Annotated in this window: 11 protein-coding genes; 10 read left to right on the top strand and 1 reads right to left on the bottom strand. The window is 57.8% G+C overall.

Annotated features, from left to right (window positions below):
* The first annotated feature begins 6 nt into the window (after positions 1-6).
* The 6 genes from mce (at position 7) to dnaE (ending at position 8,765) form a co-directional block, all read left to right on the top strand.
* Positions 7-411: a methylmalonyl-CoA epimerase gene (gene mce / locus B0E33_RS25490; RefSeq protein ID WP_006934701.1), complete on the top strand. Its 405-nt coding sequence runs from the start codon at positions 7-9 to the stop codon at positions 409-411.
* A gap of 3 nt (positions 412-414) precedes the next feature.
* Positions 415-705, top strand: a complete 291-nt coding sequence (locus B0E33_RS25495) for a DUF1467 family protein (protein WP_022998440.1) — start codon at positions 415-417, stop codon at positions 703-705.
* Positions 706-1,266: 561 nt separating this feature from the next.
* Positions 1,267-2,595, top strand: coding sequence for a proline--tRNA ligase (proS, locus tag B0E33_RS25500; RefSeq protein ID WP_077292766.1), 1,329 nt, complete (start codon positions 1,267-1,269; stop codon positions 2,593-2,595).
* A 124-nt stretch (positions 2,596-2,719) separates the two neighbouring features.
* On the top strand, positions 2,720-4,024 hold the full coding sequence (locus B0E33_RS25505) for a lipoprotein-releasing ABC transporter permease subunit (RefSeq protein WP_022998442.1): 1,305 nt from the start codon (positions 2,720-2,722) through the stop codon (positions 4,022-4,024).
* 11 nt (positions 4,025-4,035) lie between these two features.
* Positions 4,036-4,752: an ABC transporter ATP-binding protein gene (locus B0E33_RS25510; protein WP_077292767.1), complete on the top strand. Its 717-nt coding sequence runs from the start codon at positions 4,036-4,038 to the stop codon at positions 4,750-4,752.
* 509 nt (positions 4,753-5,261) lie between these two features.
* Positions 5,262-8,765, top strand: a complete 3,504-nt coding sequence (gene dnaE / locus B0E33_RS25515; protein ID WP_436718047.1) for a DNA polymerase III subunit alpha — start codon at positions 5,262-5,264, stop codon at positions 8,763-8,765.
* 84 nt (positions 8,766-8,849) lie between these two features.
* Here dnaE and B0E33_RS25520 read toward each other — a convergent pair whose 3' ends face one another.
* Positions 8,850-9,689, bottom strand: a complete 840-nt coding sequence (locus tag B0E33_RS25520) for a LysR family transcriptional regulator (RefSeq protein WP_265733504.1) — start codon at positions 9,687-9,689, stop codon at positions 8,850-8,852.
* A gap of 198 nt (positions 9,690-9,887) precedes the next feature.
* On the opposite strand from B0E33_RS25520, the gene B0E33_RS25525 reads away from it, so the two are divergent.
* From B0E33_RS25525 to B0E33_RS25540, 4 genes are read left to right on the top strand one after another with little or no spacing between them, the layout of a single operon-like run.
* Positions 9,888-11,492 carry an ABC transporter substrate-binding protein gene (locus B0E33_RS25525; protein ID WP_077292769.1) on the top strand — a complete coding sequence of 535 codons (1,605 nt, stop codon included), beginning with the start codon at positions 9,888-9,890 and terminating at the stop codon, positions 11,490-11,492.
* A 3-nt stretch (positions 11,493-11,495) separates the two neighbouring features.
* Positions 11,496-12,521 (top strand): ABC transporter permease, encoded by a 1,026-nt coding sequence (locus B0E33_RS25530; protein WP_062488662.1) that lies wholly within the window; start codon positions 11,496-11,498, stop codon positions 12,519-12,521.
* Positions 12,518-13,408: an ABC transporter permease gene (locus B0E33_RS25535; RefSeq protein ID WP_077292770.1), complete on the top strand. Its 891-nt coding sequence runs from the start codon at positions 12,518-12,520 to the stop codon at positions 13,406-13,408. The genes B0E33_RS25530 and B0E33_RS25535 overlap by 4 nt, the downstream gene beginning before the upstream one ends.
* A gap of 11 nt (positions 13,409-13,419) precedes the next feature.
* Positions 13,420-15,051 carry a dipeptide ABC transporter ATP-binding protein gene (locus B0E33_RS25540; protein WP_055654506.1) on the top strand — a complete coding sequence of 544 codons (1,632 nt, stop codon included), beginning with the start codon at positions 13,420-13,422 and terminating at the stop codon, positions 15,049-15,051.
* Positions 15,052-15,056: the final 5 nt, after the last annotated feature.

A 15,056-nucleotide genomic window follows, 5' to 3' on the forward strand; every position in this document is an offset into this window, starting at 1 on the left:
TTGCAAATGATCGGACGGCTCAATCACGTCGCCATTGCGGTGTCGGATATCGAAGCAGCAACGGCAGTCTACCGGGACACTCTCGGTGCAGAGGTTTCAGCCAGGGAAGAGCAGCCGGACCACGGCGTCAGCACGGTGTTCATCAACTTGCCGAACACCAAGATCGAGCTGCTTGAGCCACTTGGCGAGAATTCTCCCATTGCAAAGTTCCTGGAAAAGAACCCCTCAGGTGGCATTCACCACGTTTGCTACGAGGTCGATGACATTATTGCCGCGCGCGACAAGCTGCTGGCAGATGGGGCCCGGGTACTTGGCGACGGTGAGCCGAAGATAGGGGCGCATGGCAAACCTGTGCTGTTCCTGCATCCCAAGGATTTTCTCGGTACCTTGACCGAACTTGAAGAGGCTTAATTCATGTCCATCGCGTTTGGCATGGCCATCTATTTCATGCTCTGGTGGATCATTCTGTTTGCCATCCTGCCGTTCGGCATGCGCCGGACGCAGGAGGAAGCAGGCGAGGTTGTACCAGGAACCGAGCCAAGCGCTCCCGAGCAGCCGCGATTCCGTCGGGTAATCATCCTGACCACCATCGTGACTACTGTGGTTTTTGCCGGATACCTCGGTATGCGCAACTCGGGATTCGGGCTGGACGACATTCCGTTCCTCAACCCGCCAACCGGCAGCTACAGTCACCCGTCCAACTGACGGGTGCGCCTCCCGGGGCATATTTGTTCGGATCCCACGACAAGTCCGCCCGGTTGCAAGAAAACTGACGCTATTCCGCAAAGAAAAAAGGCAGAGCCAAGCTCTGCCTTTGTAAAGTTCCGCGTCTAAATTCGACCCTGTACCCTTACTGTCCGGTATTCCCGTACAGCTGGGCGGCTGCAAACCAAAAGGTGCGCCTGAGGATCCTTCCTCCCAAGACTCAGACCGCGATGTCCTTGAGCCTCTTGGCATTTCTGCCAAGGCATCTTTTTGTTATGAAGATGGAAACTAGCGGATTGATTCAGCCTTGTCACCTATTTGTCGTGCACAGGCTATTTTTTTTGCTTGCCTATTTCCTTGGCGGCAATTGGTACTAAGACCTTAGTTCTGAAGCCGGCAAAAAATTAGGCGGCAAACTTCAGCAAATACCTGCATTTGCGCGCTATTTTGCCGTCATTTCTGTATAAGGCAGGCATGCCTGCGCAAAGGGCTTGTATTTGGTGGCTGCTTGCGCTTTGACTGCGCACAAAACAGGCGATGCCCAAGATTGAGAGAACATTCATGCGTCTTTCCCGTTACTTTCTGCCCATTCTGAAAGAAACACCCAAGGAAGCGGAAATCGTGTCCCACCGGCTGATGCTGCGTGCCGGCATGATTCGTCAGCAGTCCGCCGGAATCTATTCCTGGTTGCCACTTGGGTTGAAGGTCCTGCGCAAGATCGAACGGATCGTCGAAGAAGAACAGGCAAGGGCAGGCGCGATCCAGTTGCTGATGCCGACGATCCAGTCAGCCGATCTGTGGCGTGAGAGTGGCCGGTATGATGCCTATGGCAAGGAGATGCTGCGCATCACCGACCGTCACGAGCGGAACATGCTGTTTGGGCCGACAAACGAGGAGATGATCACCGACATCTTCCGTGGCTACGTGCGATCCTACAAGGACCTGCCGCTGAACCTCTATCACATCCAGTGGAAGTTCCGTGACGAGGTGCGCCCGCGCTTTGGTGTCATGCGCGGCCGGGAGTTCCTGATGAAGGATGCCTATTCCTTCGATCTGGACAAGGAATCGGCCCGCCACGCCTATAACCGGATGTTTGTCGCCTACCTGCGCACATTCGCACGCATGGGGCTGAAGGCGATCCCGATGAAAGCCGACACCGGCCCGATCGGCGGCGACATGAGCCACGAGTTCATCATTCTTGCCGACACTGGCGAAAGCGAAGTGTTCTGCGACAAGTCGTTGTTGGAGCTGCCGACGCCTGCGGAAGATACGGACTTCTCCTCCGACCTGACGCCGATCGTGACCGAATGGACGACGCCCTACGCGGCAACGGACGAAATGCACGACGAAGCCGCCTTCGGTGCACTGGCTGAAGACACTCGCGTTTCGGCGCGTGGTATCGAAGTCGGTCATATCTTCTATTTCGGTACCAAGTACTCCGATGCGATGGGGGCCAAGGTTGCGACAGCAGAAGGCACGGAAGTGCCGGTCCACATGGGCTCCTACGGTGTCGGCGTTTCACGCCTTCTTGGCGCCTTGATCGAAGCCAATCATGATGAAAATGGAATCGTCTGGCCGAAATCCGTCGCGCCGTTCCATGTCGGGCTGGTCAATCTGAAGCCGGGTGACGACCTGACGGATCCGGTGTGTGAAGATCTCTATGCCAAGTTTGAAGCTGCCGGCATCGAGGTTCTTTACGACGATACGGACACCCGGGCCGGTGCCAAGTTTGCGACGATGGATCTGATTGGCTTGCCGTTCCAGGTCGTTGCCGGGCCGCGTGGACTGAAAGACGGCTTGCTGGAAGTCAAAGACCGGGCAACTGGGGAAAAGGAAATGCTTTCTCCAGAAGCCACCTTGAACAAGCTGACGGCGGCATTGACGGACTAACCAAGTCCGGTGATCCTCTGTGTGGGGATTCGGTCGCGGCGTCTGCTGCGGCCAGCCGGCCTGCCGGAAATATTTCGGTAGGTGGGCTGTGCTGAATTTGGGGCTGTGCTGAACTGGATGGACAATGACAGCGGTAGATACGGCGGACATTGACGACGGTCGCAAACCGGCAGCCCCGACACGCGCCTTTTCCGCATTTGAATGGATGATTGCAGGGCGCTACCTGCGATCAAGGCGCCGCGAAACCTTCATATCCGTCATTGCAGGCTTTTCCTTTGCTGGCATCATGCTTGGCGTGGCAACGCTGATCATCGTGATGGCAGTGATGAACGGGTTCCGGACGGAGCTTCTCGGCAAGATCCTGGGCATCAACGGTCATATGCTGGTTCAGCCGATCGACCAGCCACTGACGGACTATGATGCGGTTTCCGCCCGGTTGCAGGGTGTGCCGGATGTGGTCAGTGCGATGCCCTTTGTGGAAGGCCAGGCGCTGGTATCCGGGCCTGCAGGGAATTTCGGAGCGCTCGTTCGCGGCCTTTACGAAAGCGATCTGCGCCGTGTGCCGCTTATCGCGAACAATGTGCGGGCCGGAACCCTTGACGGGTTCGACGAGGGCGAGGGGGTTGCCATCGGTTCGCGCATGGCGCAACAGCTCGGCATCACCCTTGGTGACAATGTCACCATTATCTCACCGCGTGGTAGTGTGACCCCCATGGGCGTTACGCCGCGGTTGAAGGCCTATCCGGTTACCGCCATTTTCGAAATCGGCATGAGTGAATACGACGCGACCTTTCTGTTCATGCCACTGGAAGAGGCGCAGGCCTATTTCAACATGGATACCAAGGCGACAGGTATCGAAGTTTATGTAGCTGACCCCGACAGGGTCGGTATCATGAAGGACACGATCGAGGAGGCCGCGGATCGGCCGGCTTTCGTAACCGACTGGCGCCAGCGCAATGTCACCTTCTTTGCAGCCCTTGAGGTGGAGCGGAACGTGATGTTCATCATCCTGACGCTGATCGTTCTGGTGGCGGCGCTCAATATCGTTTCCGGCATGATCATGCTGGTAAAGGACAAGGGCAAGGACATCGCGATTTTGAGGACCATGGGCGCGACGCGTGGGTCGATTATGCGGATCTTCCTGATAACAGGCGCCAGCATCGGCTTCGTGGGTACTTTCGCCGGCTTCTTCCTCGGACTTTTGGTCTGCCTGAACATCGAGAGCATCCGTCAATTCGTTTCCTGGCTTACCAGGACGGAACTGTTCGATCCGACGCTCTACTTTTTGTCACAGCTGCCCGCGGAGATTGACTCCGGAGAGACGATAACAGTGCTTGTCATGGCGCTTGCGTTGTCACTGCTGGCGACGGTCTATCCTGCGTGGCGGGCTGCGCGGCTCGATCCCGTTGAAGCCCTCAGATATGAATAGGGAGACGGGAGATGAACATGGCCGTTGACCCCAACCAGGCACCGGGACTGGCGCCCGCCGCCCTGCAATTGTCTGGCATTACCCGCAGTTTCGACGAGGGTAATCGCGAACTTCATATCCTGAGCGGTGCCGATCTGCGCATCGAGGCCGGCGAGATGGTTGCCCTGGTAGCGCCTTCCGGAACCGGCAAATCGACCCTCTTGCATATTGCAGGTTTGCTGGAGCGCCCGGACGAGGGCGATGTCTTCCTCGGACCGGTCAACTGTTCGGATCTGTCGGATGATGAGCGCACGGCCATCCGGCGTAACGACATCGGGTTCGTCTATCAGTTTCATCACCTGCTGCCGGAGTTTACCGCACAGGAAAACGTGATGATGCCACAGATGATCCGTGGCTTGCCGCGAAAGATGGCAGCGGAGAGAGCAGACGAACTTTTGAAATACATGCGTCTCGGTGAGCGTGGCAGCCATCGCCCTTCGGAGCTTTCCGGTGGGGAGCAGCAGCGCGTTGCCGTTGCCCGTGCGGTTGCGAATGCGCCTCGTATCCTTCTTCTGGATGAACCGACGGGAAATCTGGACCCCAACACTGCAGGCTATGTATTCGACGCCTTGCAGGCATTGGTGCGGGCGTCCGGTGTTGCGACGCTGTTCGCAACTCACAACCTGGAACTGGCGGGCCGGATGGACAGGGCAATAACGCTGTCCGAAGGCCTGGTCAGGGACCTCTAGGTTTTTCCGGTAAGATATTCCAAGCCAGAAAATTGCTTCTAACCCGTGTGACCGGGCTCCTCAGAGCCGCGATTGCCCAGAAGAACAAAGCAAAAACCCAAAGTTTTCAGCAAATTTGATTTGCTTGATGACAAGGGGAACAAAAAGGGCTTGCAATAGGAACAAAAATGGAACATCATCCAGTTACGCAATTAGCAACGGTTGGAGGATGTGATGATCCATATCGCTCGTGATTTTGCCGCTTTCGGTGCAATGGTTTGCTTCTGCACGACGCTCGCCGTCTGGGGCGACGTGCTTCTGTCCGTCGGCTGATCAATCTCTGCTGAACGGTCGTTGTTTCGGCAAATGGTGCCAGTGCGTTTTTTGAGTTCCTGGACTCAGTCCGCTGCGGTGTGATGCGAAGTCAGGATTACAAAGAACAGCGGTAACAACTCCTTCGGCGTCTCGACACGCTATTCCGAACACGCTTCACTTGAGCGCTGATTCTGGAAGATGTTATGAGAGCCGCCATGTCTGCTACAGATCCCAATAATTCTCTGTCTTCCGGTTCGTCAGAAAATGCCGGCAGTGAGGCAAGCGGTCCCGGCTATGTTCACCTCCGGGTCCATTCGGCGTTGTCGCTTCTGGAAGGTGCGTTGCCGATCAAGAAGCTTCTCGACCTCGCCAAGGCCGATGACCAGCCGGCGCTGGCGATTGCCGATACCAACAATCTGTTTGGCGCACAGGAATTTGCGACCAAAGCGTGGGGATCCGGAATTCAGCCGATTGCCGCGTGTCAGCTTTCCGTCTTTTTCGACGATGGTCTGGAAAGCGGGCGGAGAGGGGAACCTGCGCTTTCGGACGTTGTTCTTCTCGCCATGACAGAAGCCGGTTACGGCAATCTGATGGAGCTGAGTTCTCGGGCCTTCCTCGACACGGAGACCGGTCTGAGGCCACACGTTTCCTCCGGGTATCTTCTATCAAAGTCCGAAGGCGTTATCATTCTGACCGGTGGTGTCGGAGGGCCGATCGGGGCTGCGCTCCTTGCCGGACGCAAGGACCTCGCAAAAAGCCGGTTGGAAACACTGGCGGACCGTTTTCCTGGCCGTTGCTACGTGGAAATCCAGCGCCATGGCATGGAAGCCGAGCGCAAGACCGAAGACGCGTTTCTCGATCTGGCCTACGAATACGGGCTGCCACTGGTCGCCACCAACGAAGCCTTCTTTCCCAAGCGCGAAGACTATGAAGCTCATGACGCCCTGATCTGCATTTCTGAAGGCCGGGTGCTGATAGAGGATGACCGCAGACGCCTGACACCCGAGCACTACTTCAAAAGCCGCGCGGAAATGTGCGCGCTCTTTGCGGATTTGCCAGAGGCGCTTGTTTCAACGGTAGAAATTGCCCGGCGCTGCAGCTTCCGCCCGTTGAAGCGCGCGCCGATCCTGCCCCGGTTTGCCGGTGCGGATGCGGATCCGGAAGAAGCGGAGAAGGCAGAAGCGGAAGAGTTGATCCGCCAGGCGCGCGAAGGATTGCAGGCGCGCCTTGATGCGCACGGACTGGCTCCGGGTCTTGAGGAGAAGGACTACTGGGACCGGCTCGACTACGAGACCGGCATCATCGAGCGCATGAAGTTTCCCGGGTACTTCCTGATCGTTGCCGACTTCATCAAATGGGCGAAAGGGCAGGATATTCCGGTCGGCCCGGGTCGCGGGTCCGGTGCGGGGTCACTGGTAGCCTGGTCCCTGACCATTACCGACCTCGATCCCATGCGGTTTTCGCTGCTGTTCGAACGCTTCCTCAATCCTGAACGCGTTTCGATGCCTGACTTCGATATCGACTTCTGCCAGACCCGGCGTGAAGAAGTGATCCGTTATGTTCAGGAAAAATACGGCCGGCAGCAGGTCGCGCAGATCATCACCTTCGGATCGCTTCAGGCCCGCGCCGTGCTGCGCGATGTCGGCCGCGTGCTGCAAATGCCTTATGGCCAGGTCGACCGGCTCTGCAAACTTGTTCCCGCCAACCCGGCAAATCCTGTAACGCTTGGTCAGGCGATCGAGGAAGAGCCACGCCTGCGCGAGGCAGCCAAGGAAGAGGAAATCGTCGAGCGGCTGCTGGGCATGGCTCAGAAGCTCGAAGGCCTTTACCGGCACGCTTCCACGCACGCGGCGGGCGTTGTCATCGGTGACAGACCCCTGGAACAGCTGGTGCCGCTCTATCGAGACCCGCGTTCCGACATGCCGGTCGCCCAGTTCAACATGAAGATGGTGGAAGATGCCGGACTTGTTAAGTTCGACTTCCTCGGCCTGAAGACACTGACGGTTATCGATACGGCGGTGAAGCTGATTGAACGGCGCGGTATCGATGTCGACGTCGCAGCCCTGCCGATCGACGACGAGAAAACCTACAAGCTGCTGGCGCGCGGCGAAACGTTTGGCGTGTTCCAGCTGGAAAGTCAGGGCATGCGCCGCGCGATTGCAGGCATGAAACCCGACCGGTTCGAAGACATCATTGCCCTTGTGGCTTTGTATCGCCCCGGACCGATGGAAAACATCCCGGTCTACAACGCGGTGAAGCACGGCGAACAGGACCCGGACTGCCTGCATCCCCTGCTTGAACCCATCCTGATGGAGACGAACGGCATTATCGTCTACCAGGAACAGGTGATGCAGATTGCGCAGGTTCTGTCCGGCTACTCTCTCGGTGAAGCAGACCTTCTGCGCCGCGCCATGGGTAAGAAGATTGCCGCGGAGATGGAAGTCCAGCGGGCGCGTTTTGTCGACGGCGCGGTGGAGCGTGGGATCAACAAGAGCCACGCCGGAACAATCTTCGATCTTGTGGCGAAGTTCGCCAACTACGGCTTCAACAAGTCGCACGCTGCAGCGTATGCGCTGGTCTCCTATCATACGGCCTGGCTCAAGGCGAACCACCCGGTCGAGTTCATGGCCGCTTCCATGACACTGGATCTGGGCAATACGGAAAAACTGGGCGACTACCGTCAGGAATGTCGGCGCATGAAGATCGAGATCGAGCCGCCGTCAATCAACCGCGGGCAAGTCTATTTTGACGTTGCCGACGGCAAGATCCTTTACGCGATGGGCGCGATCAAGGGTGTTGGCGAGCAGGCGGTTGAACACATTGTTGAGGTTCGGGGCGACAAGCCTTTCAAGAGCCTTGGCGATTTTGCGCGTCGGATTTCACCCAAGGCCCTCAACAAGCGAACGCTTGAAAACCTGGTCGCAGCCGGAGCATTCGATGAGCTTGAGCCCAACCGGGCACGGGTTTTTGAAGGCCTCGACCGGATCATGGGCCTGGCTCAACGCACCGAGGAAAACAAGACGCTCGGCCAGGACGAGCTTTTTGGCGGCAGCGACAGCGAAGAACCCTTGCAGCTGGATGATGTCCATGGCTGGACAAACGAAGAGAAGCTGCAGCGGGAACACTCGGCGATCGGGTTTTACCTGTCAGCGCATCCGATCGACGAATACGCCTCCGTGCTGGAAAAGATGCGGGCACAGCCGTGGAGCCAGTTTTCGGAAGCAGTCAAGAAGGGGGCGTCTCACGGCCGGCTTGCCGGCACCGTCGTGTCCATGCAGGAACGCAAGACCAAGACCGGCAATCGCATGGGTATCGTTCGCTTGTCCGATGCTACGGGCCAGTATGAGGCGTTGCTCTTCCGTGAGAAACTCGAACAGTTCCGGGATGCCTTGCAGGCTGGACGTTCCGTTGTCGTGCTCGTCGGGGCCGACATGCGCGACGACGAGCCCTCCCTTCGAATCGAACAGGTTGATCCGATCGATCAGGTTGCAGCCCGTCTGCAGAAAAGCATGCGTGTCTTTGTTCGCGATGAACGTCCAATCCCGAGCCTTGCAAAGCAGTTGCAGGTGAGGGGTGAAGGTGACGTGACGGTGATTGTGCTTCTGGAAAACGGCGCACGGGAAGTGGAAGTCAAGCTCCCCGGCCGGTTCCGCCTGTCACCGGAAATTGCGGGCGCGCTCAAGGCAGTGCCAGGTGTAACGGACGTACAGGTGGCGTGAGCGTCCAGAGGCGCCAACAATTCGACTTCACTACGGGAGCGCTGGTGCGCCAGGGTTTCTATGGTCCTGAAAATGCTCGCTCAGTCAGTTGCCGATTCGGGCGCTGTGATAGTCCTTGAGCGCAGTGGCCAGCTGCAACGCAAAGCGCGCTGAAGCCACGGGAAGTGTCCGCCCGCGCATCTGGCCCAGAATTAGGTTACCGGGTGGCAGGTCCTTGCTCGAGATCGGTTTGAAAACCAGCGAGCCGTCATCCTGCTCTCTGAGCCCCAGAGGGATCTGGAAGCCGATCAGTTTCTCACAAAGAACGTAGTGCCGGATCAGGTCGAAGCTTTCCGTTTCGACAGCGGGAGATACGCGGCGACTGCCACGCCGGGCAGCAAAGTCCAGCAGATGCCTGACGCCATATTTGGTTGTCGGGGCGACGTGGGGCACATCGAGACAATCCCGCAGGCGCACCTCCGCTTTTTTTGCCAGTGGGTGGTCGCTCGCCATGACCGCAAAAACCTCCTGCGGGATGACATGAAGTACCTCGAAATCCACCAGATAGACTGGCTCGAACACCAGTGCCAGGTCGCTGGAATAGGACACGAGTTCCTGCTCGGCCTGGGTTCTGTCCCTGACGTTGACCGAAAACGTGACGCCCGGATGATCACGCCGGTACCGGGCGATCTGCTCGGGCAGGAAATAAGGGACCATGGCCTGGGAGCAGGCGATGGAAACGTGCCCTCTGCGTTCTCCTGCAAGATCCGCGACCTGGCTCTGCACACGAGCAAGGTCTGAAAGGCTTGCGCGGTAGTGGTGGAGAAGAAGCTCTCCGGCAGGGTTGAGACGTACGCCCTTCGGTAGGCGCTCAAAGAGCTGTGCGCCAAACTCCTGCTCGAACCTTTGCACCCGGCGCGTGAGCGCCGAGGCGGTCAGGTTCATGTCTTCCGCCGCTTTTCTGATGGAGCCCGCTCGGGCGACAGCCTCAATGAGCTGAAACGTGTATAAGTGTCTCATTTCAATAGGCTTTGTTTATAGCGTTGCATTTTTTTCATCGCATCTGTGAATTTATAGCATTTTTCGGAAACGGAAAACACCTGCAAGCTTCGGAAAGCCAATCGCACAGCGGAGTTTCCGAACATGTCCCTACACAGACGCGAATTCCTCAAAGCCGGAGCTGCCGTCGTCGGCGCCCTCCCGTTTTCCCGGTCCCTGTCTGCCTTCGCCGCAAGCGATACTCTGGTGGCGGTGACCGTTCAGACCATCAACAGTCTGGATCTTCACCGTACCGGTACCAACAGGGCCAGCTATCAGGTTGCCATCAACAGTTATGACCGGTTGATTACGTTCGGCAGCAAGACCCTTGAAGATGGCAGCGTTTCCTTCGACTATTCGAAGCTGGAACCGGAACTCGCGGAAAGCTGGACAATTTCCGACGACGGTTTGACCATTACCTTCAAGCTGAAGCCGAACGCCGTTTTCTGGGACGGCAGCAAGGTGACCGCTGAGGATGTAAAATGGTCTTTCGACAGGGCAGTGTCAGTTGGCGGGTTCCCGAGCACGCAGATGAAAGCTGGCGGCCTTGTGCGGCCGGATCAGTTTGAAGCCGTCGATGAGGAAACCTTTGTCGTCAAGCTCGACAAGCCATCAAAGCTATCCTTGCCGGATCTGGCAGTTCCTGTGCCGTTCGTCATCAATTCGAAAGTCGCCAAGGAACATGCGACAGCCGATGATCCCTGGGCGACTGAGTATCTTCACACGACACCTGCCGGGTCCGGTGCCTACAAGGTTGCCCGCTGGGATTCCGGCCAGCAGATCGTTTACGAACGCTTTGACGAATGGGCTGGTGGACCTTTGCCCAAGGTTCGCAGAATCATTGTTCGAGAAGTGCCGAGTCCGGCAACGCGCCGCGCCCTGATCGAACGTGGTGATGTGCAGGTGTCCTTCGACATACCGGATAAGGATGCTGCTGAGCTCGCTGAAAAGGTGAAGGTGTATTCAACACCGATTGCCAACACCATGCATGTGGTTGGCCTGAATTACACTTTCGAACCTTTCCAGGATCCGAATGTGCGCAAGGCTATCGCCTACGCGATTCCCTATAAGGACATCTTCGATACTGCAGCTTATGGCCGCGGCGCACCGTTGTGGGGCGGTAGCGAGACCATTGAAGACACCTCCTGGCCACGCAAGTCGCCCTATAGCCATGACATGGAGAAAGCCAAGGAGTTGCTTGCGGCATCCGCCTATCCTGATGGCTTCGAAGTCCCTCTGTCGATCAGCACAGACCTTGCATCCTGGATGGAGCCAACTGCACTGCTGATCCAGGAAAGTCTCGGCAAACTCGGCATCAAGACGGAAATCGAGAAGATCCCCGGGGCAAACTGGCGCACCGCGGTGCTCGTGGAAAAGCGCTTGCCGCTACATCTTGAAAACTTCGGCGGCTGGCTGGACACACCCGACTACTACTTCTTCTGGGCGTATCAGGAAGGCAACCTTTTCAATTCCTCGAATTATCGAAACGAGGAAATCGAGACCCTGACCTCGGAAACGCTTCACATGGCGCAGGACGATCCGGAGTACGCGCCGAAGATCAAGCGGATGTTCGAGATCGCGATGGACGACCTGCCGAGGATTCCGCTTTATCAGCCGGCGCTCAATGTCGCGGTCAACAGTGCCGACGGTTACGAGTTCTGGTTCCACCGCCAGCTCGATGTCCGCTCTCTGACGAACGTGGAGAGCTAGGTCATGGCGCGTCGCAGCTCAGCTACGCTTAACCGCATTCTGCAGGCGATACCGGTTCTGATAGGCGTTGTGGTGATCAGCTTCATCCTCACCCGTGCCTTGCCCGGTGACCCAGCAGTGCAATTTGCCGGAGCTGCGGCAACGCCTGAATCCATCGAAGAGGTTCGACGGTCTCTGGGCCTCGACAAACCGTTGCCGGAGCAGTTCCTGATCTATGTAGGAGATCTGCTGCAGGGAGATCTGGGCCAGTCGGTTTCCACCGGCCGGCCCGTTGCGACGGAACTTGCGTCCCGACTGCCGGCCTCGCTCGAATTGACGCTGTCCGCCCTGATCCTGTCCTGCCTGATAGCCGTTCCACTCGGCGTTCTGGCAGCGACACGGCCGGGAACCTGGATTGACCAGCTATGCCGGATACTTGTCACCGCCGGCGTATCTCTGCCGACATTCTTCACCGGCATCGTTCTGATCTATGTTTTCTATTATCTCCTGGGCATCGCTCCGTCGCCCCTTGGCAGGCTCGATTTCATCTATCTTGATCCTCCCAGGATAACCGGGTTCTTCCTGATCGACGCTGCAATTGCCGGAGATTTGGAAACCTGGTTCGGGGCGCTGAAGCAACTGGTCTTGCCAGCGACGACGCTAGCCCTCTTCACCCTTGCCCCGATCGCGCGCATGACGCGGGCGGCGATGCTGTCTGCATTGGCGGCCGACTATGTCAGAACCGCACGGGCAGCAGGTCTCGGGCCAGGGATGGTCCTCTACGGCTACGCTTTCCGCAACGCTCTGCTTCCGGTCGTGACCACGCTGGGTATGGTGTTTTCCTTTGTGCTTGGGGCGAATGTGCTGGTCGAGAAGGTCTTCGCCTGGCCAGGCATCGGATCCTATGCGGTCGAGGCGCTTGTGGTTTCCGATTACGCCGCGGTTCAGGGGTTCGTTCTGGCGATGGCATTGCTGTTCGTCATTCTCAACCTGTTGATCGATCTGTCCTATTCGCTGATTGATCCACGTTTCGGGACATCTTCGAAATGAGTGATACGACGTTGCCTCCAACCGTCGCGGAGCGGAAGACCAGCTCCGGTGCTCTGGCCCATACGATCTATGTCCTTCGGGAAAATCCGGTCACGGCCCTGTCTTTCGCCATGTTCGCTTTTTTCATCGGATCAGCACTGCTCGGACCTGCACTGGTTCCCTACGATCCGCTGCAGACGAATGCGGCAAATGCATTGCAGGCCCCCAGCTGGTCTCATTGGTTCGGAACCGACAATCTTGGCCGCGATGTCTTTTCAAGGGTGATCGTTGCAACGCGCCTTGATCTGATCATCTCGGTGTCCGCTGTCGCGCTTTCCTTCGTCATCGGTTCGGTCCTTGGTGCCGTGGCGGGTTACCGTGGAGGCTGGCTGGACGTAGTGCTCAACCGGTTTCTCGACACCATCATGGCCTTTCCATTGTTCGTGCTGGCCATGGGCATTGTGGCGGCGCTCGGGAATTCGATTTCCAACATCATTCTGGCCACTGCGATCATCAACATTCCGTTCTACGCCCGTCTTGTTCGTGCGGAGGTCAACATCCGGCGGGAAGCCGGCTTCACGCTTGCCGCAAAGCTTGCCGGCAATTCGGATACCAGGGTGCTTGCGTTTCACATATTCCCGAATGCCCTGCCGCCGATGATGGTGCAGGTCTCGCTCAATCTCGGGTGGGCCATTTTGAACGCGGCCGGATTGTCCTTTATCGGCCTTGGTGTTCGTCCGCCCACACCGGAGTGGGGCATCATGGTTGCTGAAGGCGCGAATTTCATCGTGTCCGGCGAGTGGTGGCTGGCGTTGTTTCCGGGGCTCTGGCTGATGCTGGCAGTCTTTACCTTCAACCTGATGGGAGACGGTCTACGCGACATCGTCGACCCGCGTCGTCGGACCTGAGGAGCTTTGCCATGCTGACCATCAAGGATCTCAAAGTTGCCTTCAAGACGCGCCGCGGAGACGTTCAGGCCGTCAAGGGTATCAGCTTCGACCTGGCCAAGGGCGAACGTCTGGGCATTGTCGGGGAAAGCGGATCGGGAAAATCCGTTACATCCTATGCCCTGATGCGCATTCTGGACGCCGGTGGCCGGATCAAATCCGGTGAGGCGGTATATGACGGTATCGATCTCAAACAGGCGGCGGAGCGCGACATGCGTGAAATCCGCGGTCGGGAGATCTCGATGATCTTTCAGAACCCGCGTGCCGCACTCAATCCCATTCGGAAAGTTGGGCACCAGCTTGAGGACGTCCTTCGCCAGCATGGCCGGGCGACCAGGCAAAATGCGAAAGCAAAGGCAATCGAGGCACTGGAGGCGGTGAAGATCAACGAGGCTGCTGAGCGTTACGAAGCCTATCCCTTCGAGCTTTCGGGGGGCATGTGCCAGCGCGTCGTGATTGCCATTGCGCTTGCCTGTGACCCCAAGCTTCTCATCGCGGACGAGCCGACCACCGGCCTCGATATCACCACCCAAAAGGCCGTCATGGACCTTGTCGATGATCTTGTTCGGGCGCGCGAAATGTCTTCGATCCTGATTACGCACGATCTCGGCCTGGCGTCCGAATATTGCGACCGCATCGTCGTGATGAAGGACGGTGTCATTGTGGAGGAGGGCAGGCCGGCGGACCTGTTTTCAAACCCTCGACATGCCTATACCAGAAAACTGGTGGACGCGACGCCGCGGCGCGGAGCCAGCATTCGTTCATTGCTGCCGGAAGATCAACGCGCGCCGCTGGCCGCACGGACAATCGGCAATTCTCCGATGATGGAAGTCGTCAACCTGACCAAGACCTATCAAGGCAAATCCGGTCCGGTGTACGCCGTCAAGGGCATCAGCTTCACCATTCGCGAAGGCGAAAGTGTCGGACTGGTCGGCGAATCCGGCTGCGGAAAATCCACCACGTCTTCCATGATCGTGCGACTGCTTGATCCGACGTCAGGCCACCTGCTTTTCAGGGGCGAGGATATTGCCAAGCTCCCGTCGGAGAACTTCTCCCGGCATCCACTGCGGCAGAAAATCCAGATGGTTTTCCAGGATGCGACGGACAGTCTCAATCCCAGACATACCGCCCGTCAGTCGATAGCCGAACCCTTGAAGCGTTTGACAGGATTGAAAGGCGCCCACTTGGGCGAACGGGTGGAAGAGCTGGCCGCATTGACAGGCTTGCCGAGCCATCTTCTTGATCGGTTTCCGCACCAGCTGTCAGGGGGGCAGAAGGCGCGCGTCGGCATAGCCAGGGCAATCGCCCCGGATCCCGATCTCCTGATCCTTGATGAGCCGACTGCCGCTCTGGATGTTTCCATTCAGGCCGTTGTCCTGAACCTGCTTGCAGACCTGCGGGCCCGGCTTGGCATGAGTTACCTTTTCGTCAGCCATGATCTCAATGTCGTGCGTCTGCTGTGCGACCATGTCGTCGTCATGAAGGGCGGCAAAGTTGTTGAGGCGGGAGCCGTCGAGACGGTCATGGACACGCCCCAGAACCCGTACACTCGCGAATTGCTTACGGCTGCGCCCCAGGCACCGGCGCGCAAAACCGCCGCCTAAGATAT

Source organism: Roseibium algicola, assembly GCF_001999245.1.
GTDB classification, from domain to species: domain Bacteria; phylum Pseudomonadota; class Alphaproteobacteria; order Rhizobiales; family Stappiaceae; genus Roseibium; species Roseibium algicola.